The 23,581-nt window shown below is 58.0% G+C and carries 23 protein-coding genes; 5 read left to right on the forward strand and 18 right to left on the reverse strand.

The window, feature by feature from the left end; all coding sequences use genetic code 11:
* Positions 1-49: 49 nt before the first annotated feature.
* The 10 genes from bamA to AC1DCP_RS07640 form a co-directional block, all read right to left on the reverse strand.
* Entirely contained in the window at positions 50-2,374 is a 2,325-nt protein-coding gene (gene bamA, locus AC1DCP_RS07595; RefSeq protein ID WP_019565536.1) for an outer membrane protein assembly factor BamA, read from the reverse strand.
* 199 nt (positions 2,375-2,573) lie between these two features.
* Positions 2,574-3,695: an RIP metalloprotease RseP gene (gene rseP, locus AC1DCP_RS07600; protein ID WP_019565535.1), complete on the reverse strand. Its 1,122-nt coding sequence runs from the start codon at positions 3,693-3,695 to the stop codon at positions 2,574-2,576.
* Between the two features lie 49 nt (positions 3,696-3,744).
* The gene (locus AC1DCP_RS07605) at positions 3,745-4,578 is read right to left on the reverse strand and encodes a phosphatidate cytidylyltransferase (protein ID WP_003512845.1); all 834 of its coding nucleotides are present in this window, start codon (positions 4,576-4,578) and stop codon (positions 3,745-3,747) included.
* Positions 4,578-5,321: an isoprenyl transferase gene (locus AC1DCP_RS07610; RefSeq protein WP_003512842.1), complete on the reverse strand. Its 744-nt coding sequence runs from the start codon at positions 5,319-5,321 to the stop codon at positions 4,578-4,580. Before AC1DCP_RS07610 ends, AC1DCP_RS07605 begins: the two co-directional genes overlap by 1 nt.
* A 64-nt stretch (positions 5,322-5,385) precedes the next feature.
* Entirely contained in the window at positions 5,386-5,943 is a 558-nt protein-coding gene (gene frr / locus AC1DCP_RS07615; RefSeq protein ID WP_003512840.1) for a ribosome recycling factor, read from the reverse strand.
* Positions 5,944-6,009: 66 nt separating this feature from the next.
* Positions 6,010-6,732 carry a UMP kinase gene (gene pyrH, locus AC1DCP_RS07620; RefSeq protein ID WP_003502561.1) on the reverse strand — a complete coding sequence of 241 codons (723 nt, stop codon included), beginning with the start codon at positions 6,730-6,732 and terminating at the stop codon, positions 6,010-6,012.
* Positions 6,733-6,829: 97 nt separating this feature from the next.
* Positions 6,830-7,756: a translation elongation factor Ts gene (gene tsf, locus AC1DCP_RS07625; protein ID WP_003512838.1), complete on the reverse strand. Its 927-nt coding sequence runs from the start codon at positions 7,754-7,756 to the stop codon at positions 6,830-6,832.
* A 361-nt stretch (positions 7,757-8,117) separates the two neighbouring features.
* Complete coding sequence (gene rpsB / locus AC1DCP_RS07630) at positions 8,118-8,885, reverse strand: 30S ribosomal protein S2 (protein WP_003512836.1); 768 nt, start codon at positions 8,883-8,885, stop codon at positions 8,118-8,120.
* A 6-nt stretch (positions 8,886-8,891) separates the two neighbouring features.
* Positions 8,892-9,017 carry a hypothetical protein gene (locus AC1DCP_RS07635; protein ID WP_003512833.1) on the reverse strand — a complete coding sequence of 42 codons (126 nt, stop codon included), beginning with the start codon at positions 9,015-9,017 and terminating at the stop codon, positions 8,892-8,894.
* Positions 9,018-9,078: 61 nt separating this feature from the next.
* Positions 9,079-9,921, reverse strand: coding sequence for a cell envelope integrity EipB family protein (locus AC1DCP_RS07640; protein WP_019565533.1), 843 nt, complete (start codon positions 9,919-9,921; stop codon positions 9,079-9,081).
* A 116-nt stretch (positions 9,922-10,037) separates the two neighbouring features.
* On the opposite strand from AC1DCP_RS07640, the gene AC1DCP_RS07645 reads away from it, so the two are divergent.
* From AC1DCP_RS07645 to AC1DCP_RS07660, 4 genes are all read left to right on the forward strand, one after another.
* Positions 10,038-10,508, forward strand: a complete 471-nt coding sequence (locus tag AC1DCP_RS07645) for a RidA family protein (RefSeq protein ID WP_367079003.1) — start codon at positions 10,038-10,040, stop codon at positions 10,506-10,508.
* Positions 10,505-11,245 carry a glycerophosphodiester phosphodiesterase gene (locus AC1DCP_RS07650; RefSeq protein ID WP_476774207.1) on the forward strand — a complete coding sequence of 247 codons (741 nt, stop codon included), beginning with the start codon at positions 10,505-10,507 and terminating at the stop codon, positions 11,243-11,245. The genes AC1DCP_RS07645 and AC1DCP_RS07650 overlap by 4 nt, the downstream gene beginning before the upstream one ends.
* On the forward strand, positions 11,242-12,441 hold the full coding sequence (locus AC1DCP_RS07655; RefSeq protein ID WP_065688262.1) for a GNAT family N-acetyltransferase: 1,200 nt from the start codon (positions 11,242-11,244) through the stop codon (positions 12,439-12,441). Before AC1DCP_RS07650 ends, AC1DCP_RS07655 begins: the two co-directional genes overlap by 4 nt.
* Positions 12,442-12,567: 126 nt before the next feature.
* Positions 12,568-12,999: an HIT family protein gene (locus AC1DCP_RS07660; protein WP_019565530.1), complete on the forward strand. Its 432-nt coding sequence runs from the start codon at positions 12,568-12,570 to the stop codon at positions 12,997-12,999.
* Positions 13,000-13,175: 176 nt separating this feature from the next.
* Here the strand turns inward: AC1DCP_RS07660 and AC1DCP_RS07665 are convergent, their stop codons facing one another.
* Positions 13,176-14,027 carry an urea carboxylase-associated family protein gene (locus AC1DCP_RS07665; protein WP_065688261.1) on the reverse strand — a complete coding sequence of 284 codons (852 nt, stop codon included), beginning with the start codon at positions 14,025-14,027 and terminating at the stop codon, positions 13,176-13,178.
* 110 nt (positions 14,028-14,137) lie between these two features.
* Between AC1DCP_RS07665 and AC1DCP_RS07670 the strand changes: the two genes are divergently transcribed.
* Entirely contained in the window at positions 14,138-15,028 is an 891-nt protein-coding gene (locus AC1DCP_RS07670; RefSeq protein WP_065688260.1) for a LysR family transcriptional regulator, read from the forward strand.
* On the opposite strand, the gene AC1DCP_RS07675 is transcribed toward AC1DCP_RS07670, so the two are convergent.
* From AC1DCP_RS07675 to AC1DCP_RS07705, 7 genes are all read right to left on the reverse strand, one after another.
* A complete protein-coding gene (locus tag AC1DCP_RS07675; RefSeq protein WP_065688259.1) occupies positions 15,007-15,957 on the reverse strand; it encodes a phosphatase PAP2 family protein in 951 nt (316 codons plus the stop codon). The two genes, AC1DCP_RS07670 and AC1DCP_RS07675, sit on opposite strands and share 22 nt — an antisense overlap.
* 70 nt (positions 15,958-16,027) lie before the next feature.
* The gene (locus AC1DCP_RS07680; protein ID WP_003512818.1) at positions 16,028-16,372 is read right to left on the reverse strand and encodes an AzlD domain-containing protein; all 345 of its coding nucleotides are present in this window, start codon (positions 16,370-16,372) and stop codon (positions 16,028-16,030) included.
* The gene (locus tag AC1DCP_RS07685; RefSeq protein WP_013636011.1) at positions 16,369-17,127 is read right to left on the reverse strand and encodes an AzlC family ABC transporter permease; all 759 of its coding nucleotides are present in this window, start codon (positions 17,125-17,127) and stop codon (positions 16,369-16,371) included. The genes AC1DCP_RS07680 and AC1DCP_RS07685 overlap by 4 nt, the downstream gene beginning before the upstream one ends.
* A 160-nt stretch (positions 17,128-17,287) precedes the next feature.
* Positions 17,288-19,804 (reverse strand): ATP-dependent Clp protease ATP-binding subunit ClpA, encoded by a 2,517-nt coding sequence (clpA, locus tag AC1DCP_RS07690; protein WP_476774208.1) that lies wholly within the window; start codon positions 19,802-19,804, stop codon positions 17,288-17,290.
* A 10-nt stretch (positions 19,805-19,814) separates the two neighbouring features.
* Positions 19,815-20,168 (reverse strand): ATP-dependent Clp protease adapter ClpS, encoded by a 354-nt coding sequence (clpS, locus tag AC1DCP_RS07695; RefSeq protein ID WP_003512812.1) that lies wholly within the window; start codon positions 20,166-20,168, stop codon positions 19,815-19,817.
* 293 nt (positions 20,169-20,461) lie between these two features.
* Positions 20,462-23,050 (reverse strand): cell cycle histidine kinase CckA, encoded by a 2,589-nt coding sequence (gene cckA / locus AC1DCP_RS07700; RefSeq protein WP_003512808.1) that lies wholly within the window; start codon positions 23,048-23,050, stop codon positions 20,462-20,464.
* A 165-nt stretch (positions 23,051-23,215) separates the two neighbouring features.
* Complete coding sequence (locus tag AC1DCP_RS07705) at positions 23,216-23,503, reverse strand: hypothetical protein (RefSeq protein WP_065688257.1); 288 nt, start codon at positions 23,501-23,503, stop codon at positions 23,216-23,218.
* Between the last annotated feature and the right edge of the window lie 78 nt (positions 23,504-23,581).

Raw genomic sequence — 23,581 nt, forward strand, 5'->3', positions numbered from 1 at the left:
TAGCCGGACACTCCAGAACGTTCAAAGTTGCAGTTCTGGACTGCCGATATCAGAAAGTGTTGGACATGCCAAACCGGAAACGCTGTTCCTCGTCGTAGTCTTCCTTGGCGATCGGAACTGCATAGTCGACGCGGATCGGGCCGAAGGGCGATGCCCACATCACGCCGATACCGGCGGATGCGCGGATGGAGTTGTCATCCTTCACGCCTGCGCTGTTGGCAACCTTGTTGCCGTACAGCGTACCGGCATCGACGAAACCGGCGAGACGGAGGCCGAAATCTTCCGGAACACCTGGCATCGGAGCCGTGACTTCAGCAGAAGCCGCGAAGTAGGTCGTGCCGCCGATGGAGTCGGAACCGATACGCGGGCCAATACCATCGTTCTTGAAGCCGCGAACCTGACGACCACCGAACTTGAACTGATCGAACACCAGCAGATTGTCGCCCGTCGGAACGACGTGACCCGCCTGACCGGTGAGCGAGCCGATAACATCGTACTCGTCCGAAAGCGTGTAGTAGAAGCGCGCCTTGGCGTAGATCTTGTAATATTCGGAATCGCCGCCGAGGCCTGCAAATTCGTTCGTTAAGGCAGCCTGCCAGCCTTCGCGCGGCATGTTGCGGTCGTCGAGCGTATTGTAGTTCAGCGTGTTGGAGATGATGGACTGTGTCCAGTCACCGCCACGGATCAGAGCCTTATAGGGCTCGGCAAGATTGCTGCCGGTTTCCCAATCGCCCTCACCGTCGTAGTTGAGCTGCTTGTAGGTGTACTTGAACGTCGTCGAGAGGTTCTCGGTGATCGGCGCCGTCACGCGCAGTGCGAAGCCCTGCTCGTCGTAATCGTAATAGTCTTCGCTGCGGCTCTGGCTCTTGAACAGGTCGAAACCTGCGGCCAGACGGTAACCAAGGAAATACGGCTCGGTGAAGGACAGCGTGTAGCTGCGTGCATCGTCTTCACCCGCACCGGCGGCGAGACGAATGTACTGGCCGCGACCGAGGAAGTTCTTCTCTTCGATCGATGCTTCAAGCAGCACACCATCGTTCTGCGAGTAACCCGCACCGATACCGAACGAACCTGTCGACTGATCTTCCACGTCGACAACGATGACGACGCGGTCAGGCGCGCTGCCGCCGGCAGTCGAGACATTGACCTTCGAAAAATAACCGAGCGCTTCAAGGCGGCGCTTGGCAGCCGTGATGACCGTCTGGTTGAAAGCATCGCCTTCGGAAATATCGAACTCGCGGCGAATGACGTAGTCACGCGTACGCGTGTTGCCACGGATTTCGATACGCTCGACATAGGCGCGCTCGCCCTGATCGACGATATAGGTCACACCGATGGTGTTACCGGACATATCGCGGTCGCCGCGCGGCGTTACACGGGCGAAAGGATACCCCTCACCGGCAACGCGCTTGGAAATCGCTTCCATGCTCTGCTGGACTTCCTTGGCGCTGTAGCTAGCGCCCTGGCGGGTTTCCACGAGACCCTGAAGCTCGGAGCCGTCAATACCCGGAACAGTCGATTCGACTGCGACGTTGCCGAAGTCGTACTTCTTGCCTTCGTCGACCGTGATGGAGATGGTGTATTCGTTCTTGGACTCATCAAGCACCGCGTCGGACGACACGACCCGGAAGTCGGCATAACCACGGTTGTAGTAGAACTGGCGCAGCGCCTCTTCGTCGGCGCGCAGCTTGTCCTCGTTATAGACGTCCTTGCGTGTCAGGAACGACAGCATGTTGGACTTCTTGGTATTGATGACAGCGGCCAGACGACCGTCGCTATAGGAATTGTTGCCGACAAAATCGATGCGGCCGATCTTCGTGCGCTCGCCTTCGTTAATGACGAAAGCGATGTTCACACGGCCCTGACCAACGGAAACGGTCTGGGTGGTGATTTCGACGTCGCTGCGGCCGATCGCGGAATAGGCTTCCTTGATGCGCGCGATATCGGCAGTAACGATTGCCTGATTGAACGGGCCGAGCGGCTGGGTCTGCACGACGCCAGCGAGCTTGTCGTCCTTGATCTTGCGGTTGCCGTTGAAAACCACCTGATTGACGAGCTGGTTTTCGTTGACCGTTACAACCAGCGTGCTGCCGGAAACGCGCATGGAGACATTCGAGAAGTAACCGGTGGCGTAAAGACGCTTCACCGATTCATCGATATCCGAATTGGAAAAGTTCTTACCCGGCGCAATGGTAATGTTGGAGCGTACGGAGTCCGCACCGGATCTCTCAGCGCCACGAACATCAATCTTGCTGATGACGGCTGCATTCGCAACACCAGCAGAGGCAAGCACGCCGAGGCCCGCAACCGAAGAAACACCAGCAGACAGCGCAACCGCCGACACCGCGTTCAAAAATCTTGAACCAGCCTTCATTTCAATTCTTACCTTTTTACGTTGTCCCTCAGCGGGCGGAACCCGACTCCGGCCATGTGCGTCGTTTTACCTGCTTTTCCCCTACAAGCAAGTCAGAACGTTAAATTCTGTTTACTTCGTGATCCAGAGTGGCGCATTCGCCACTTCGGGATAAAAACAGGGTAAACAATCGACTAACAAAACCGTTAAAACACTATCCTCAGCCAATCAAGCTGCTGATATCATTCCATGTTGCAAAAACCATAAGACCCAAAATCATTGCCATGCCGATACGGAACGCAACCTCCTGCGCACCGGCACCAAGCGGTCTGCCGCGGATGGCCTCGATTGCATAAAACACCAGATGTCCGCCGTCCAGAACCGGCACAGGCATCAGGTTCAAAAGACCGATCGATACGGAAAGAACCGCTGCAAGCTGGATGACGGCCGAAATACCGAGCGTCGCCATCTGGCCCGAAGCCTGTGCTACGCGGACTGGACCGCCCAGTTGATCGGCGTTCATGCGCCCGGTCACGAGGTTACCGATATAGTTGAAAGTACCGGTGATGACGTGGCCCGTTTCACGCACGCCCTCAAGCAGCGCCTCAGACGGCGAATACTCGATGTGGCGGAAATTGCCGCTGTTCTGGTCGGTGACAATGCCGATGATGCCCATTTCCAGCTTGTTGCCGAACTGGTCCGTGGTTTCGGTGCGGGTCGGAACCATCGGCAGCTTCAGCTCCTCGCCTGCCCTTTCGACGGTCACGGTGATCGGCGTGCCCGGACGGATGCCGACATAACGGCGTACGTCCTCGAACGTCTTGACCTTTTCACCGTCGATCGCAACGAGGCGGTCACCGGGGTGCACGCCGGCGGCCGCAGCCGCGCTGTTTTCACGCACTTCCGCCACGACCGGATCGGCGATCATACGGCCATAGACACCGAACAGGACCGCGAAGATGAGAATGGCGAGAATGAAATTGGCAATAGGTCCGGCGGCAACCGTCGCCGCCCTTTTCCACAGCTTAGCGCCGGAAAGCGTCTGCGCCCTCTCCTCAAGCGACATATGCGACAGGCCGGAACTATCCGGCTTGCTGGACGCATCCTCGTCGCCGAAGAATTTTACATAGCCGCCGAGCGGTATGGCGGAAATCTTCCAGCGCGTGCCGTGCCTGTCGGTAAAGCCGATCAGCTCCGGGCCAAAACCGATGGAAAAGGCGGTGGAGCGAATGCCGCTCCAGCGGCCGACAAGGTAGTGGCCCATTTCATGGACGAAAACGAGCAGGGAAAGTACGAGGACGAAGGGCACGATATAGCCGGTCAGAAAACCGGTCGCCGCCATTACTGTGTTCATGACAATCTGCCCTTTATTTCATGACCTTGCGTGCCGCTTAAAAGCCCGGCAACAGGCCGCCGCCCGATCCGGGCACGTCGCCGGTTGCCGCCGCATGCACGAAAGCAATGAGGAATACCGTAAAGCAGGCGAAAACAAGACCGTCAACCCGGTCCATGAAGCCGCCATGGCCGGGAATGAGATGGCTCGAATCCTTGACCTGAAAACGCCGTTTCACGAAGGATTCGAAGAGATCGCCTATCTGGCTGAACACCGAAAGAATGAGAGCGAGTCCAAGCAGCAGCAGGCTGATCCTGCCGTGATAGGCAAGAGACACCGCGCCGCCGCCGATCAATGCGGCCACCGCTCCGCCGATTGCGCCTGACCAAGTCTTGCCCGGTGAGATCGACGGCGCAAGCTTTGGCCCGCCGATGGCGCGCCCGACGAAATAAGCGAGAATATCCGTTGACCAGACGACAGCGAAAATGAACAGGATGGCGACAAAACCGGTCAGCTCATCGCCGCGAATGGCGGCCAGCGATATGCCGCTCAGACCCGCATAAACGATGCCGCCCACCAGCCACCAGTTTCTGCCACGCAAGACGGGAAAAAGTGCCGCCGTTAGCGTGAAGCCAGAGAGTAGAGGCAGGTCGAGCGAAGGTTCGCCGAAAATCGTGTTGCCGGCGATGACGGCGACCGCAAACCAGCCCCAGGCATTGCCGGTGGAATTGGTTTCCGACATGCGGGTGATTGTCGCCCATTCATAATAGATGAGGATCGCCAGCAGACCGGCCACGATGCGGAACAGAATGCCGCCATACCAGGTCGCAGCCAAAATGACCGCCGCCATGACGATTGCGGATATGATCCGCAGTCTGAGTTCACGGCTCATCAGGCGCCTGCCACGGCAACCTGCTCGGCCAGAGCGCCAAAACGGCGATCACGCGTTGCATATTGCTCGATTGCGGAAAAAAACCGCTGCCGGTCGAAGTCGGGCCAATATTCGGGAACGAACAGAAACTCGGAATAGGCAGCCTGCCAGAGCAGGAAGTTCGACAGCCGTTCCTCGCCGCTGGTGCGGATGATCAGATCAGGATCCGGTATGCCTGATGTATCAAGTCTTGCCGAAATAATCTCCGGCGTGATCGATTCTGCATCCAGCCGGCCTTCGGCGACATCGCGGGCAATAGCCATTGTCGCGCGGGCGATCTCGTCACGGCTGCCGTAATTGAAGGCAATCACCAGCGTCAGCCTGGTGTTATCAGCCGTCATGTGTTCCGCTTCTTCGAGAAGACTGCGGATATCGTTTTTCAGCCCCTGCCTGTCGCCGATGATGCGCACACGCACGTTTTCGCGGTGCAGTTCCGCAAGGTCGCGCCTAATGAAAGCCTTCAAGAGCCCCATCAGGTCGCTGACCTCGGATTCGGGCCTGCGCCAGTTTTCCGACGAGAACGCGAAAAGTGTGAGATAGCGGACACCGCAGTCGCCGGCCGCACGCACCGTTTCGCGCACAGCCTCGACCCCGCGGCGATGCCCCATCACGCGCGGAAGACCGCGCTGTTTTGCCCATCGCCCATTTCCATCCATGATGATGGCGACGTGCTCGGGTATTGAGGAACGTGTCGTCGTCGGCATATCGATCCAGTAACAGGCAGCGCGGAATTAAAACGAATAAAATACAGGTCTATCGCAAGCGATACTAGACCTGCATGATTTCCTTTTCCTTCTCGCCAAGCAAGCGCTCAATTTCCGAAATCGTGTCGTCGGTGATTTTCTGCACTTTTTCCGACTGTCCACGGCTTTCGTCCTGGCCGATATCACCGTCTTTTTCGGCTTTTTTCAGACCATCCATGCCATCGCGACGCACGTGACGAATCGCCACCTTGGACTTCTCGGCGTAGTCATGAGCTACCTTGACGAGCGATTTGCGGCGCTCCTCGTTGAGTTCTGGCAGCGGGATACGCAGGTTCTGACCATCAACGATCGGGTTGAGGCCGAGATTGGATTCACGGATGGCACGGTCGACGGCGTTCACCATCGACTTGTCCCAGATGTTGACGCCGAGCATGCGCGGCTCCGGAACCGTGATGTTTGCGACCTGGTTTAGCGGAACGCGCGAGCCATAGGCCTCGATGGTCACCGGATCGAGAATGTTGGCCGAAGCGCGGCCGGTGCGCAGCGATGCGATATCGCTTTTGAATGCATTGATGGCACCATCCATGCGGCGCTTGATATCGTTGAGGTCAATACCACTCATCTTGATACTCCATCTCTATCGGCCGTGGCGGCCGGAATACGCCACAGGGGCGACATCGTTTTTTGATTATTTGTCGTGCACGATGGTCTTGCGGCCGCCGCCGGTCAATATCTGCGCGAAACCGCCCTTCTCGTGGATCGAGAAAACAATGATCGGGATGTGATTCTCGCGGGCAAGCGCGACAGCTGCAATATCCATGACCGCCAGTCCCTTGCCGAGCACTTCGCTGTGGGTCAGCTCGTCGAAACGGGTGGCTGTCGGGTCCTTTTTCGGATCGGCGGAATAGATGCCGTCCACCTGGGTGCCCTTGAAGATTGCTTCCGCGCCCATTTCCGCGGCGCGCAGCGCTGCAGCGGAATCGGTGGTGAAGAAGGGGTTGCCCGTGCCGCCGGCAAAAATCACCACGCGGCCCTGCGCCAGATGGTGGAGCGCTGCACGCTGCGAGAAGCTCTCACAGATTTCCGGCATCGCGATTGCGGACAGAACGACGGTGTCAATGCTGAGCTTGCGCAGGGAGGTTGCGAGCGCCAGCGCGTTGATGACGGTGGCCAGCATGCCCATATGGTCGCCGGTAACGCGATCACCGCCCTTGGACGCCACGGCAACGCCGCGGAAAATATTGCCACCGCCGACGACAACGCCGACTTCAACGCCCATCGCCCTCGCCTCGGCAATATCGGAGGCGATACGGTCTGCAACCGCCACATCGATACCGAAACCCTGATCGCCCATAAGGGCTTCGCCGGAAGCCTTGAGAAGAACACGTTTGTAGATCGGCTTGGAAGACATCATGACTCCTCGGAAATGTAACCGAAACGCGGATACACGAAGGGCACCGCGTTGTCACGCGATGCCCTCCCGTTTTCCCAAGATTGGGTAAATATAATCAGCCCTTGGCGACTGCGGCGACTTCTGCTGCGAAATCGCTTTCTTCCTTTTCGACGCCTTCGCCGAGCAGCAGGCGAACCATGCCCGTCACTTCGATGGCAGCACCGGCTTCCTTTTCAGCTTCCTTGACGGCAGCGCCGACAGTGATGTCGGGGTTGATGACGAAAGCCTGCGACAGAAGAGCGACTTCTTCGAAGAACTTGCGCATGCGGCCATCAACCATCTTTTCGATGATGGCTTCCGGCTTGCCGGATTCACGGGCCTGCTCGATGAAGACGTTGCGTTCGCGCTCGGCCACGGCTGCGTCAACTTCCTCGGCGCGGATGGCGAGCGGGTTGGTTGCAGCGATGTGCATGGCGACCTGGCGGCCGATGGAGCTCAGAACGGCCTTGTCGCCAACCGACTTCAGGGCAACGAGAACGCCAAGCTTGCCGATGCCTTCGCCGGCAGCATTGTGGATGTACGTCGCGACAACGCCGTGCTCGACTTCGAGTGCTGCCGAACGGCGCAGCGTCATGTTCTCGCCGATGGTGGCGATCGCGTCCTTGATGCTGTCGGAAACGGACTTGCCGGTTGCCGGATAGGTGGCGGCGCTGACGGCTTCAACGGTGCCGTCGGTGGAGAGCGCTACCTGGGCAATGCCGCGAATGAGATCCTGGAACGCGTCGTTGCGAGCAACGAAGTCGGTTTCGGAGTTGAGTTCGACAACAACAGCCTTGTGACCCATGGTGGCGACGCCGATCAGACCTTCGGCAGCCGTACGGCCAGACTTCTTGTCGGCCTTTGCGATGCCCTTGGCGCGCAGCCAGTCGATCGCCGCTTCCATGTCGCCATTGGTTTCAGCAAGAGCCTTCTTGCAGTCCATCATGCCTGCGCCGGATTTCTCGCGCAGTTCCTTCACCATTGCGGCTGTGATTTCGGTCATTGTTTGCCTCTTATCGGTTCGATCGGTCAGCCGGCTGAATTCGCCGTGCCGAAGTTCTGGGTGATGAGTGTACCCGGCCGCACACCCTTTGAAACCGGGACGATTTCGGAAAGGGGCATGCGCATTCCCAAGTGCTGCGGCGTCTCCATACATCGAAACGATGGGTGCCGCTCAAGTGTGACAGCGTTATGAAGGCTGCCACCGGATTTCATCCGCATCAAAACGCCAGAGACTTCACCGAAGCCCCGACGGAGCGGTTTGAAACGAACAAGGCCGTCAACCCATTTAAGGTCTTTGACGGCCTTGTCATATCCTGGTCGAGGAGACGGCGACAAGAAATCGCCGCCAGACAGGGCCTATATCAGGCGCCAGCCTCGTCTTCGAGCGCGGGCTCGATCGGAGCTTCTTCCGAAGCGCCGATGTCGCGGCCGGACGAACCCTGCTGACGCAGGATGCCGTCGATGGCGGCGCGGGCGATCAGGTCGCAATAGAGCGAGATCGCGCGCGATGCGTCGTCGTTACCCGGGATCGGATAGTCGATGTGATCCGGATCGCAGTTGGAGTCGATGATCGCAACGACCGGAATGCCAAGACGCTTGGCTTCTTCGATCGCGATCTTTTCCTTGTTGGTGTCGATGATGAACATCAGGTCCGGAACGCCGCCCATATCGCGGATACCGCCGAGAGCCTTTTCAAGCTTTTCGCGTTCGCGCTCGAGGGTCAGACGCTCTTTCTTGGAATAGCCGGTGCCTTCCGAGTTCAGGATCTCGTCAACCTTGCGCAGACGCTGGATCGAGTTGGAGATCGTCTTCCAGTTGGTCATCATGCCGCCGAGCCAGCGGGAGTTGACGTAATACTGGGCCGAACGCTTTGCGCTGTCGGCGATGATTTCAGACGCCTGACGCTTGGTGCCGACGAACAGAACGCGGCCGCCACGAGCAACGGTGTCGGACACGACCTGAAGGGCGCGCGACAGCATCGGAACGGTCTGAGCCAGGTCGATGATGTGGATGTTGTTACGGTCGCCGAAGATGTACGGCTTCATCTTCGGGTTCCAGCGATGTGTCTGGTGACCAAAGTGAACACCAGCTTCCAGAAGCTGACGCATAGAAAAATCGGGCAATGCCATGCCTAGTTACTCCTTTTCCGGTTTAACCCCCGCGAAGCGAACAGCGCCGATTTTCATCGACACCACCGGGCGGAACGGACCGGATTTCTCCCGGAACATCCCAAGCTTCGCGTGTGGAATGGTGAGGCGCATACAGTCGCCTCAGATAAAAAGCAAGCATTTCTGCGAAAAAACCACGCAAACGGTCCGTCTTTTAGCGAACCGGCTTGTTTTCGCAGGTTTCCGGCTTGAGGATATCAAGCTTCGCGAGCTTGCCGGTCAGAACGAAATCGCCGTAATCCATCGTCAGATCGCGGGTGATTCCGTTATCGTAAAGCTTGAACGACATGCGGTAGATCGGCAGGGCGTCGGTGCCTGTCTTGTCGTTGTAATAAGCGATCGTCACCGGCCAGAACGCGGCTTTGCCGAATTCGCCCGCCTTGCCGGCCTCGGCATCGCCGTCCTTCGGCATCTGCGCCTTGCCGACCAGCGTCGAAGTGATCAGGCTTTCATCGCCGTCATCCGAGCCGTCGAAAATACGGGATTCGAAGATGCGCTTTCCCTGCTTGGCGTTTTCAATGACCTGAAACATGTGCTCGGTCGGAAATTCGCTGGCGACGAGATCGATCTGACGGGGGTCCGGGCGGGTCAGATCAACCTTCACACCCTCTTTGTTGTCGATTGCAGCGCCCTGCACTTCCTTGTCCAGCTTGTCGTCGGTGTAGGACTTGGTCTCGAAGGTGAACTTCCTGGCCGCCAGGTCCTCGAAGGTCGTCGTCTGCTGGTCGGTCATGCGGACCGCGTCGCCGGTGTTGATCTGTGTCACGAAACGGAAATCCGTCTTGTAACCCTGACAGGCAGAGCCGGTGAATTCATAGACCATGCGGCCCGTCATACCCTCGATACCGGAACGATCCGTCGCGTCCTTGAGTTCGAGATCGTAGACGGCGCGATGGGCGATGAGGTCCGGAACCGTGACGGGCAAGGCATTGGCACCGTTCGACAGGCCGGTCATGAGCCCTGTGGCGGCAACGAAACCAAGCGTCCTGACAAACATTCAATATCTCCTGTTGGACTCGCTGCTCATATTGTACAAGCAACCGCCCGGCTTTTGGATCAACATCTTCTGAATGCCGGATTCTTGAAGGATTTACAACAAAACCGGAGACGAAAATGTCTGATGTCATCGAAGGCCGCCTCAAGGAACTGGGCTTTACTCTTCCCGTAGCGGCAGCACCTGCCGCAAACTACGTTCCGTTCACCATCAGCGGCAATCTTCTTTATGTATCGGGTCAACTGCCGATGGAATCAGGCAAGATTGCGGTGACTGGCCTCGTTGGCCGCGATGTTGACGTTGCAACCGCCCAGCGCGCCGCCGAATTATGCGCCGTCAACATTCTCGCACAGGTCAAGGCTGCCTTGAACGGCGACCTCTCGAAAATCCGTCGTATCCTCAAGCTGAACGGCTTCGTTGCCTCGGTTCCGGAGTTCGTTGAACAGCATCTCGTCATTAACGGCGCCTCCAATCTCCTCGCCAACGTTCTGGGTGATACCGGCAAGCACGCCCGCGCCGCCGTCGGCATGGCCTGCCTGCCCTTCAATGCCGCCGTCGAGATCGACGCGATCGTGGAAATCGACGTATGACCCTTAAACTTTCCTGGCTTACCGCCCAGCCCGTCGCCCATCGCGGTTATCATGACCTGAACAAGGCGGTCTGGGAAAACACGCTATCCGCATTTTCGCGCGCCATCGACGCTGGTTTTGTCATCGAATGCGACGTGCAGCTGGCCGCCGATAGCGTGCCGGTGATTTTTCACGACGACGACATGGCCCGGCTGACGGGTATCAAGGGCGACGTGCGCGAACATACCGCCAGTGAATTGTCTCTGCTTTCGGTCGGTCAGACCAAGGACCGCATACCGACGCTGAAACAGCTTCTGACGCTATGCGCCGGCAAGGTGCCGCTGGTGATCGAACTGAAAGGACGTCAGGGCGAAGGCGTCGATGACGGGTTTGCCGAAGCGGTGCTGGAAGATCTCGAGGGCTACAAGGGCCAGGTGGCTCTGATGAGCTTCGACCATCACCTCCTCAGAGACCTGAAGGCTGCAGGTTCGCCCTGGCCGCTCGGCCTTACCGCCGAAGGCGCCAAGCCGGAAGACTTCTTCAAACACGACGAGGCGATGCAGATCGGTGTTGATTTCATCTCCTATCATTGGGGTCATTTGCCCAATAGTTTCATCGAGGCGCAAAGAAAACTTGGGCTTCCCGTGATTACCTGGACTGTCAGGGATGAAAATGCGCGCGAGACTACCTATAAATATGCAGACCAGATGACATTCGAAGGTTTCGACCCGAGAGAGAACCCCTCCGCCACGGCATGACAGAAGACTATTCCATACGCGTTGCGCAATCCCTGAGGGATATCGATCCGGACAGCTGGAAACGGCTTTCCGGAACATCACGCAATGTGTCAGGAAAACCGTACAATCCTTTCATTTCCCACGCATTTCTATCCTCGATGGAAGATTCCGGATCCGCCACTGCCAAGACCGGATGGCTTGGGCACCATCTGCTTCTCGAAAACGCGTCGGGCGAACTCGTCGGAGCCGTTCCGGCCTATCTGAAGAACCACAGCAAGGGCGAATATGTCTTCGACCATGGCTGGGCGGATGCCTTTGAGCGAGCCGGCGGCCATTATTATCCGAAGCTGCAATGTTCGGTGCCGTTTACGCCGGCGAGCGGGCCGCGGCTGCTGGTATCCGAAACCGAAGACGAGACGCGCTTCAAACCGCTTCTGGTATCCGGCCTTGTCCAGGTGACGGAAAAGATCGGCGTTTCTTCCGCGCATGTCACGTTTCTGGAAGACGCCGACCTATCCGCGCTTCTGCCCCGGGACTTCCTGCACAGGACCGATCAGCAGTTCCACTTCATCAATGACGGCTATCGCGATCACAACGATTTTCTCGATGCCCTTTCATCGCGCAAGCGCAAGGGGCTGAAAAAGGAACGTCGGGCAGCGCTGGAAAATGGCATCGAGATCGACTGGTTGACCGGAAGCGACCTGACAGAGGAGATCTGGGACCAGTTCTTCGCCTTCTACATGGATACCGGCAGCCGCAAATGGGGACGGCCCTATCTGACGCGGGAATTCTATTCGCTGATCGGCGAGCGCATGCCTGACGACGTTCTGCTGGTCATGGCCAGACGCGAGGGACGCTATATCGCCGGTGCAATCAATTTCATTGGCTCGGATGCGCTTTACGGCCGACACTGGGGCTGTATCGAGGATCATCCCTTCCTGCATTTCGAGGTCTGTTACCATCAGGCGATCGATTTCGCGCTGTCGAAGGGTTTGAAGCGGGTGGAGGCGGGTGCGCAGGGTGAGCACAAGCTGGCGCGCGGTTACGTGCCGGTCACCACCCATTCAGCGCATTTCATCGTTCATCCGGGTCTGCGCCGCGCCATTGCCGATTATCTTCAGCGCGAGCGTGAAGAGGTCGAACATATTGGCGACTATCTGGAAGACCACACGCCCTTCCGCAAGGGTGAGCGACAGGAGCACGAGCCGGATACATAAAGCTGTCGCGATCTTTCAGATTCGCTGCCCACGCTTTATGCCTTTGTTTCGTCGCATGTCGTTATCGCAAAACCGCTACACGCTTTTAGGCGACATGCTTTAGTCCGTTACGAGGAGAGACCACCGATGACCGCCAGCGCCTATGATGACAACAATATCTTCGCGAAAATCCTGCGCGGCGAAATTCCGAGCCACAAGCTCTATGAAGACGAGCATACGCTGGCTTTCATGGATGTGATGCCGCAGGCACCCGGCCATCTTCTGGTCGTTCCGAAAACCGGCTCGCGCAATCTGCTCGATGCCGACCCGCAGGTGCTGGCAAAGACCATTGCCGTGGTGCAGAAACTGGCAGTCGCAGCAAAGGAAGCCTTCGACGCGGACGGCGTCTTTATCGCCCAGTTCAACGAACCGGCGGCTGGCCAGACCGTGTTCCACCTGCATTTCCACGTCATTCCGCGCAAAGAAGGCGAGCCGCTGAAGCCGCATTCCGGCGCTATGGCCGATGGCGAAGTGCTGAAGGCCCATGCGGAAAAGATAAAGGCAGCGCTTGCCTCGTGATGTTTGCCAAGACGCCCAAGCGTTTGGCAGAATGGCGGCATCCGCACACCGTCACCCCGGAGCTTATCCGGGGTGCGGCGCGATCCAGTCCTTGATCGCGCAATATTCCTCTCGGCGCAGACGCGCCTTGGCTGGTTGCCGGATCTAGTCCGGCATGACGACCGTGGTGCTTATCATCATTCCACGGGACGGTAGGCATTCCTCTCCGGCCAGGGCCAGCCTTCAAGCACCGCCATATCCGGCCGGAATATCTCCACCTTCAGGGGATAGCACGGGACCGCGTCGCTCGAATGGCTGGCACCACAATCGCCGCCGGGGCAAGCGGAGAGCGCGCCGATGAGATCAATTTCCGCGAAGAGTTCCAGATAGTCGCCCGGCCGCACCGGGCTTGCCTTCATGAAATACTGATGCGTATCGCGGGTGAAACCCGTGCACATAAAGACGTTCAGAACATCGTGTACATGCGGTTCCGCCTCGCCGAATGACAGGCCTTTGGCCGCGGCGAGGGCATTGGTGAGGTTCGAATGGCAGCAATGGTGATAGTCGCCGCCGCTCAAAAGCTTGTTGGTGTAGGGATCGCACCGGGTGCCGATCACATCATGCACGCCACCGCCATCTTCATCCCAGCCATACCATGACAAAGTATCATGGGTGATGGTCGCCATCGGTCGCAGGGACGGCAGATTGCTCCACAGGTGGTTGCCTACGGAAACATGGGTCGCATGCAGGGCGCGGGTTTTGCCGCTGAAAAAGCGCTCCGTCAGATCATGGGCATTCCAGAGGTTCAAATCCCCCACCTGCGGGCCTTCGGTGCTGACGATGCGGAAAAAGTGTCCCTTCGGAACATTGAAAGTGCCGCCCTCGCGCGGTGGCACGATGACTTCGTCTATCTTCACCATGGCTTTTTTAGCCTGTTCAAGACGCGCCAGATCCGGTGTCTGAAGTGTGCCGTTCGGATAAACGACGACGGGACGGACGGCGCGGCGCGCGGCGGCATCAATGGGTTCGGCGGCGGACACGGGGGTCATGAAATCCTCGGATGGATGAAAATGTGACGCGAAATTGCGGTATGAATGGCGTGATGACAAGACGGGTTTTTCTTGCGCTCAGAGCAAGTCTGACTTAGCCTCGCAGCATCATGAAACTGCCACCGCTCGCCACCCTCCGCGTGTTTGAAGCTGCGGCCAGAAGGACAAGTTTTTCCCTGGCCGCGCAGGAACTCGGCATGACGGCGACGGCCGTAAGCCAGCATGTGCGCAATCTGGAAACATGGCTCGGCGCGCCGCTTTTCGAGCGCCATGCGAGAGGCGTGAGACTGACACCGGCGGGTCAGGAATTCGGCATGACGGTTTCGTCCGGCTTGGGGCAGATCGCTTCCGGTGCGGAACGGATCAGCCGGGGCCGAAACCGCATCACCGTTCGTCTGGCCAGCCTGCCTTCAGTAGTTGCGCATTTTCTGACACCCCGCCTGCCCCGTTTCCGCGCGCTCTATCCAGACATACAGGTGTCAATCAGCTATTCCGGCAGGAATGAGACCACGCAGCCCGATCTCAGCATCACCCACGGCCCACGCCCTGCGCAAAAAGCCGTGGCGCTTTTCAGTGCCGAGACGCGCCCGACATGCGCACCCGCTTACTCCACGAAGTCCGGTCCCTTCGACGATGTATCAAGCCTGCGGCGGGCTGAATTGCTGCATGACGCCACCGAGACGGCATGGCGGGACTGGCTGGCGACTGCTGGCCTATCCCTGTTCCAGGGCACTGGCCCAATCTTTGCCGACTTCAATCTGCTCGTGACCGCTCTCAAGGCGGGACACGGCATCGGCCTTTGCCCGACAGCGCTTCTTCGCGACGAAATCGCCGACGGTCAATTGACCGTGCTTTTCGATCGGGCGGCCGATGCGGACAAATATTACTGGTTGATTGAAGCAGAAGAGATGACCGCATCGGCCCGACTCCTGTCGGACTGGCTGGTTGCTGAGGCCCGCGAGAGCGGAAACCGGAGCAATTACTCTGCTGCGACGACTTGAGTCGAAGCGGCTGTCGTCTCGTTCGCCCGTTCTCTCACCGACAGCCAATTGAGCAGGCAAGTCGAGGCAGCACAGACGATTGCAAAGGCGATGAGACCACCGAAAATATCAGAAAGATGATGACCGCCTTGAACGAGAACGGCGGGCAACATCAAGAGATTGATCGGTAAGATTACCACCATCACCAACCAGTGACGTGGAACGAACCAGACGGACATCGCCGCCATGAAGGTGTGAAACGATGGGAAACTGATTAAACCTAAAACGTTTCGCGGAGATATATACGCTACTCCCTCCTGACCCAGCCGCATGGTCTCACGACCGTACGCAGGATCAAGTGCGATGGGAATGGTTTCCAAAACCCATTGTGGGAGTTCGTTATATGCTGCGGCTCCGTAGGTTGGAAAAAAAATCCAGAAGATGATGCTCGTAAAGGCCCCAAGCACCCCTGTTACCAGAAACTGGTGCAGCATCCGGTCCTTGCCGGTAAAGCCGAGAATTATGATTATTGCCAAAAGCTGTGGCAACGACGTCGCGTAGACCAAAAACAGGATTTTTCCGATCCATGGGTATGTTGCAGCCCATATGACGATGCCTGTCCAGCTATAACCGAAGGCCGCGTCCACGCGGAAAAGCAAGTGATCGATTGCCGGGAAAGAGACGGGCAGAAACATGTAATTAAAGACGGACGCGACAAGCGTAAACAGAATGAACAGTCCACCAGAAATCAGAGCGGCGGCTATGCGCAGATCGCGGCCGCTTGTGCGATAGAACTGACCGAGGATAAAAATGCCGGCACCCGCGAGTCCGCATAAAAAATATCCGGCGTAATCGACGTGAATACCTTTGGCAAAGATCAATACTGCATCTGTTAAGAACAAGATGGCGATAAAGACAAGTACAAAACGTTCTGCCGCAAATAGTCGCATTGAATTGACGCCCCGGTTCAAGCCAGCAGTAAAGTAGAGTAGAGCGCTTAATATTCGGATAAGACGAGTACTAAAAACCGAGCACAAACAACCCGGCTGCCAAAAGTGCGATGGGCACGGCTACGCCGACAATGACGCGTTGGCCGGCGGCCAGGAACGCTGTGAAACCGAGTGCTGCCGCGCCGATGCGTAGCCATAGCGGTGAAGCTTCAAGCGTTCCGGTTGGAAAGACGATCAGCTTGGCGGTGACGGCCATCACGAGCGCGGTGGCGACTGCCCTCACCCAGTATAGCGCCTCGGAATCCTCCTTCAGCCGGTTGCCGGCGAGCACGCCGAGCCAGCGCCAGAGATCGGTCGCCAGCCAGCCGGCAATGGCGATGAAGAGGTAGGGCGCCCACCACTGTTCGGTCATCATGGTTCGCTCTCCGGTGAGACGGGAATGATTTTTCGACGAAAGACGAAACGGTCGATCAGATAAGCCACCGTGCCGCCACCGATCCCGGCATAGAGAATGTCGAATTCCGGCGCGATTACCGCAAAGACCGGCCCCGCGATCACACCGATGATGAAGGCGACCTTGACGACGGAATGGCGGGCGGTCGCCCAGATCGACGCTATGAAATAGACAGGCGTCAGAAAAAACAGCACGCCTGCGACAAGCGGTGGAAAAGCCGCGACGACGCCGTAACAAAGGCCGACAATGATAGCGTTGACGACGGTAAGGGTAATGCCGAAACCGGCAAACCACGCAGCCCGTGCTTCGCGCGGTATTTTGGAAAGGTTTTGCGTGGCGAAGACCCAGGCGGTGATCGCCACGAAGTGGGAGAGGAACAACAAAATCCATGTCGGCGTTTTTGCGCCACGCATCTCCGGAACGATGGAGGCAACCATGGGCATCATTCGCACCGATGACAGCGTCACTGCCAGAAAACACGCGGCAAGATTGGCGCCGCCGACCATCGAGCCGATCAGGATCATCTTGGCCGGCAAAGCCCAGATAACCAGCGTCATAAACACCGCTTCCCCACGTTGAACGCCCGATTCCAGCGCGAAGGCGCTAAAACCGACGAAGGATGTCATGAGAATAAGCGAGGGCAGCGAGAATATGCCCCGCATTCCCCTGAAAAACCAGCCGCGCAGGGGGATTGTATCGCTGTCTGCTGATTGCATTGCTTGGTCCACTAATGCATGTCGTCCGAAAGTGCGCAGCGGTTTCGGAATGACAAGAAAAATAAAGCGCGTTTCACGAATCCGGTAAAATCCGACGCGCTTCAGGCATGAAAATGCCGGGCTTTCGCCCGGCACCAATTTGTCGGTCGGAAGACCGTTATCATTTCTTCTTCGGCACCTTCGGCACCGTATTCGCCTTGCGGCGCGGCTTGCTCTCCTCGTCGGGCTTGCTCGCCTCGGCAACCAGAACATCCGCTTCCTCATTGGCAATCGCTGCCTTCGAGGCGGACTTCGTCTTGGCCTTAGACGCCTTGCCCGGAGACTTGGCAGCATTGAGCTCTGCTTCCGGCTTCGGCTTTACCGGCGCTGTTTCCGGCAGGACCTCGAGCTTGAGGCCGTCGGAACCATCGTCCTTCTTGCCGACGGTGACGCTGACGACACCGCCCTTCTTGAGCTTGCCAAAGAGGATTTCGTTGGCGAGCGGCTTCTTGATGTGTTCCTGGATCACGCGCGACAGCGGGCGAGCGCCCATCTTTTCGTCGTAACCCTTTTCCGCCAGCCAGGAGATCGCGTCTTCGTGCAGATCGAAGGTGACATTCCGCTCGGAGAGCTGGGTCTCGAGCTGCATGACGAACTTCTGTACCACCTTGTGGATAACGGCAGTCGGCAGCGGCGAGAACGGAATGATCGCATCCAGACGGTTGCGGAATTCCGGTGTGAACAGGCGATTGATCGCCTCTTCATCCTCTCCCGTGCGTCGCGAAGAACCGAAACCGATGGCCGATTTTGCCATTTCGGAAGCACCCGCATTGGTCGTCATGATGAGGATGACGTTGCGGAAGTCGATCTTCTTGCCGTTATGGTCGGTCAGCGAGCCATGGTCCATCACCTGCAACAGGATGTTGTAGATATCCGGATGGGCCTTCTCGATCTCGTCCAGCAACACCACGGAATGCGGATGCTGATCGACGCCATCGGTCAAGAGACCGCCCTGATCGAAGCCGACATAACCGGGAGGTGCACCGAGCAGACGCGAAACGGTATGGCGCTCCATATATTCCGACATGTCGAACCGCAACATCTCGACACCGAGCGAGGCGGCGAGCTGCTTGGCCACTTCGGTCTTGCCCACGCCGGTCGGGCCGGAGAAGACATATGAGCCGATCGGCTTGTTCGGTTCGCGCAGACCGGCGCGTGCCAGCTTGATGGCGGTGGCCAGCGCCTCGATGGCGATGTCCTGACCATAAACGACCGAGCGCAGTTCCTTTTCGAGGTTGGCGAGAACCATCTCGTCATCCTTGGAAACGGTCTTCGGCGGAATGCGAGCCATCGTCGCGATGGTTGCTTCGATTTCCCGTTCCGTGATCAGCTTGCGGCGCTTGGACGCCGGCAGCAACATCTGCGCCGCACCGGTCTCGTCGATTACGTCGATCGCCTTGTCCGGCAGCTTGCGGTCGGAAATGTAGCGGGCCGACAATTCGACCGCAGCCTTGATCGCTTCGTTGGAATATCTGAGGTGATGATAATCCTCGAAGTAGGGCTTCAGGCCTTTCATGATCGCGATAGCATCGTCGATCGACGGCTCGTTGACGTCGATCTTCTGGAAGCGACGCACCAGCGCCCGGTCCTTCTCGAAGAACTGGCGATATTCCTTGTAGGTGGTCGAACCGATGCAGCGGATCGCGCCTGACGAGAGCGCCGGCTTCAATAGGTTCGATGCATCCATTGCGCCGCCAGACGTCGCACCCGCACCGATGACGGTGTGGATTTCGTCGATAAACAGGACTGCGCCGGGATATTCCTCGAGCTCCTTGACGACCTGCTTCAGGCGTTCCTCAAAATCACCACGATAGCGGGTTCCGGCCAGAAGCGTGCCCATGTCGAGCGAGAAGATCGTGTCATTGGCCAGCGCTTCAGGCACCTTGCCTTCAACGATACGCTTGGCCAAACCTTCGGCGATCGCCGTCTTGCCCACGCCCGGATCGCCCACATACAGCGGGTTGTTCTTGGAGCGGCGGCAGAGGATCTGGATGGTGCGGTTGACTTCCTCATGACGGCCGATCAACGGGTCGATCTTGCCGTTTTTCGCCTTTTCATTGAGGTTGACGCAATAGGCCTTCAGCGCATCCTGCTGTTTCTTGGCGGATGAGCCTTCTTCCTCGGGATTGCTGCGTGCAGCCTTGGGGTCGGCCTCCGGCTCGTCTGCGCCACGCGGAGCGCGGGTCTGCGACGTGCCCGGACGCTTGCCGATGCCGTGGGAGATATAATTGACCGCATCGTAACGGGTCATTTCCTGCTCCTGCAGGAAGTAGGCAGCGTGGCTTTCGCGCTCGGCGAAAATGGCCACAAGCACGTTCGCTCCGGTCACTTCCTYGCGGCCAGACGACTGAACATGAATGACAGCCCGCTGGATAACCCGCTGGAAGCCGGATGTGGGCTTGGAATCCTCGTCATAACCGGTCACGAGGTTGGTCAGTTCGTTGTCGACGTAATCGCTGACAGTCTTGCGCAGCGCATCGAGATCGACATTACAGGCGCCCATCACGGCAGCGGCATCCGCGTCGTCGATCAGCGCCAGAAGGAGATGTTCCAGCGTCGCATATTCGTGGTGACGCTCATTTGCAAAGGTCAGTGCCTGGTGCAGCGCCTTCTCGAGACTTGGGGAAAAAGTTGGCACGTTGCGATCCTCATTTCTTTTCCATGACGCATTGCAGCGGATGCTGGTGCTGTCGGGCGAAATCCATGACCTGGCTTACTTTCGTCTCTGCGACCTCATATGTAAACACCCCACATTCTCCTACGCCGTGCTGGTGCACGTGCAGCATGATGCGGGTCGCCGCTTCGCGATCCTTCTGGAAAAAACGCTCCAGAATATGAATGACGAACTCCATTGGAGTGTAATCGTCATTCAGTAAAAGAACACGGTACAAATTCGGTCTTTTCGTCTTTGGCTTGACGCGGGTTATAACGGACGTTCCGCGGTTCGTACCGCCGTCTTCCCCGTCGCCCTCGCCCTGCATGTAGATCGGCTCAGCGATCATCTTTCATCATTCTCCAAACCGTTCTCAAACCGGCAGTCATCACCAGGAGGGAGAACTTCGCCTCTACATATCTAGGTCGTTAAGATCGGATTTTAAGCCCCCTGTGAAACGGTGCAATCACTATTGCGTTTGCGAAGAGGCAAACCTTGGGAAAAACAGGGGGCTTGCGATAGCATTGCGGGAAAGCGCGGTGCTATCCGCCTTTCCTGACGTGGTTTCAGCCTTGACGCCAAGCGCCTGCAAGGGAATCGCGAGCAACAGCGGACCTAATCTCACGCCCGCGCCATCCACCGTCATTCCTTGTTGTCGAGCATTTCGCGAACGGCGATCGCCAGCTGTTTCAGCGAGAAGGGTTTTGGCAGGAAGCCGAACTTGGCATCCGCCGGAAGGTTTTTCGCAAACGCGTCCTCGGCATAACCAGAAACGAAGATGAATTTAAGATCGGGATAGGATTTGCGCAATTCCCTCAGGAGTGAAGGACCGTCCATCTCCGGCATGACGACGTCCGACACGACGATATCGACCTTGCCTTCCAGCTCTTCCATCACCTCCAGCGCCTCGACACCCGAACCCGCCTCATGAACGGTGTAACCACGGGTTTCCAGCATGCGTTTGCCGCCGCGCCGCACTGCCTCCTCGTCCTCCACCAGAAGCACGACGGCGGAGTTGCCGGTCAGATCCAGCGGCTCTTCCTTCACCGGTTCGGGCAGAGCCACAGGGGCGAGTGCCGCTTCACCGGGCTGCTGGCCCGGAACGTGCACCACTTCCACCACGTGGCGCGGCAAATAGATGCGGAACGCAGTGCCTTTGCCCACTTCCGATTCGGGATAGATGTAACCGCCGGACTGCTTGACGATGCCATAGACCATCGACAGGCCGAGACCGGTGCCCTTGCCGACATCCTTGGTGGTGAAGAACGGCTCGAAAATCTTGTCCATGATCTCCGGCGGAATGCCGGTTCCGTTATCGGCGACTTCCACCATGACCATGTCTTCCGCCGGGACTTCCGGCCGACCGAGCGCTGCGGCTTCATCCGCATCCACATTGCGCGTGCGGATGGTGATCTTGCCGCCATCGGGCATGGCATCGCGCGCGTTGACGCAAAGATTGATCAGCACCTGCTCAAATTGCGACAGGTCGGTCTTCACCGGCCAGAGATCGCGGCCGTAATCCACTTCCAACTTGACATTGGTGCCGGAAATCAACCGGTCCACCAGCATGCGCAGGTCGCCGATAACGTCGGTCAGGTTGAGGATCGCCGGGCGCATCGTCTGTTTGCGCGAGAAAGCGAGAAGCTGTCGCACCAGCACCGCCGCGCGGTTGGCGTTGCGCTTGATCTCCATCAGGTCGGCGAAGCTCGGGTCTGCGGGCCGGGCCTGCAACAGCAGATGGTCTGATGACAACAGGATGGCAGTCAGCACATTGTTGAAATCGTGGGCGATGCCGCCTGCCAGCGTGCCGACGGCGTTCATCTTCTGCGTCTGCGCCATCTGGGTTTCGAGCGCCTTCTGCTCCGTCACCTCGATCGCATAAACGATTGCCACCTCTTCGGGCGCCTCGTCGTCCTGATCGATGACGGCATTGACGTAGAAACGGAAATGGCGGCCCTCGTCGCTCGGATGGCGGGAATCGAACGGGGCGATATCGCCCTGCCGGTCCTTCGCCTCGGCCAGCGCCTGCTCAAGCCTGGGTTTCTCATTGTCGTGGATGATGGCTTCGAGGGCAACACCGCGATCAATATCGTCACGCCCGACGACGCCGGAGAATAGCTTCAGGAATGGCGCGTTGATACGAAGAATGCGGCCCTCGCCGTCGAGCGAGGCAATCGCCATCGGCGTGTTGTTGAAGAAACGCGTGAAGCGCATGGCGGACGAGGATTCCGTATCCTCCTGCCCTTTCGGACGCATCAGAACAATCGTCCGGCTTTCGCCGGGCGCGCCGTCCTTCGAGGTAACCTGATGCACAAGGCGGGCCGGCATGCTCTGGCCGTTGACCCGGCGCATGTCGAGATCGAGAATCTCGGTGCGCTTGGCTGAACCCTGCGGATGGACGGATTCGATCAGCGCCATACCCTCGCCGGCGACGATGTCCGACACAGTCATCGAACCGGGCGAAAATTGCGCGAGATCGATGCCGAGCCATTCGGACAGGGTGGCGTTCAGATAAACGATCTCACCCTTGCGACCTGCGGAAAAGAAACCGGCCGGCGCGTGGTCGAGATAATCGATGGCGTTCTGCAATTCGCGGAAGAAGCGTTCCTGATCTTCCCGCTCAGGCGTGATATCGGCAATCTGGAAGACGTGCAGCGCCTCGCCGCCCGCATCCTTCAGCACCCGACCTTTCAGTCGGTACCAGTGCGGTCCGCCGGAAGTGGCCTCCCCGAGCGGTTTCAGCAGACGGAACTCCTCGTAACCGTCACGCCCCTCCCGCAAAACATTGATGAGGCGATACAGCGCCTCGGTCGATTCCCGGCTGCGCGAGAGCAGCGTCTCCAGGCTCTGGATATCGCTCGCCTTCGTGGTGCCGCTCATCCGGCAATAGGTGGCGTTGGCGTAGACCATATGCCCCTTGGCATCGGTGATCAGCGTGCCGTCCGGGTGCGCCGACAGGAAACGGCGGGCCAGCCCGTCCGATTGCGACTGCGGCATGACCTCGATGAAACCGATGATCGACGACACCAGAAAAAAGATACCCATCATCGCCAGCACGCCGAGAATGCCGAGCACGATTTCGTTTTCCAGCGAATCCTTGAAATAGACGAAAGCAGCGGCCGCGGCGATGAGCACCAGCGCCAGCAGGAGAATCCGCAGAACCGTGCCGGAACGGGCACGCCTGTCCACCAGCGGAAGGTCGTTGTCGCTTGTCTCGCGCACCCGTGTCATCTTGGCCTCGCAGTCCTGCAGGTCGTCATTCGGTCAGCCCTATTTCCTCAACGGAATCGGGCAGTAGAATTTCTTGTAGCAACTCGCTTGACCGTCAAAAAGCTCCGCTGCACCACAAAGGCTTAAAATCGCACAGAGAAACGGCCCTAAAGAGGCGCAAATGCCTCAGAAGCCTATTTTGCGGCTGCAGGTCAACGCTTTAACCTGGCATTGAATGCGCGGCGCGGAGCAGACAATATTGCCATCCGCAACCGTGCAAACCGAGCATCCATCCGTGAAATCGATACAGGATGGATTGTCTCTTACGAACTCAATCATGTTCGCAGGATTTTCGGACGCCTTGTCATCCGCCGTCTCGGCCTGAGCGGGAAAAACAAATCCTGGCAATCCAAATAAAACAACAAAAATGAAAACTCTTACCGGAAACCCGTCAACGAGCAATTTCGCAAGCATTTACAATCGCTCCTTCGAAGAGAGAATTGCAACCTTCATTGCTCCCCGGCATTGAAGGGAAAGATATGGCGCTTTGGA

Source organism: Agrobacterium sp. 10T429, assembly GCF_056393925.1.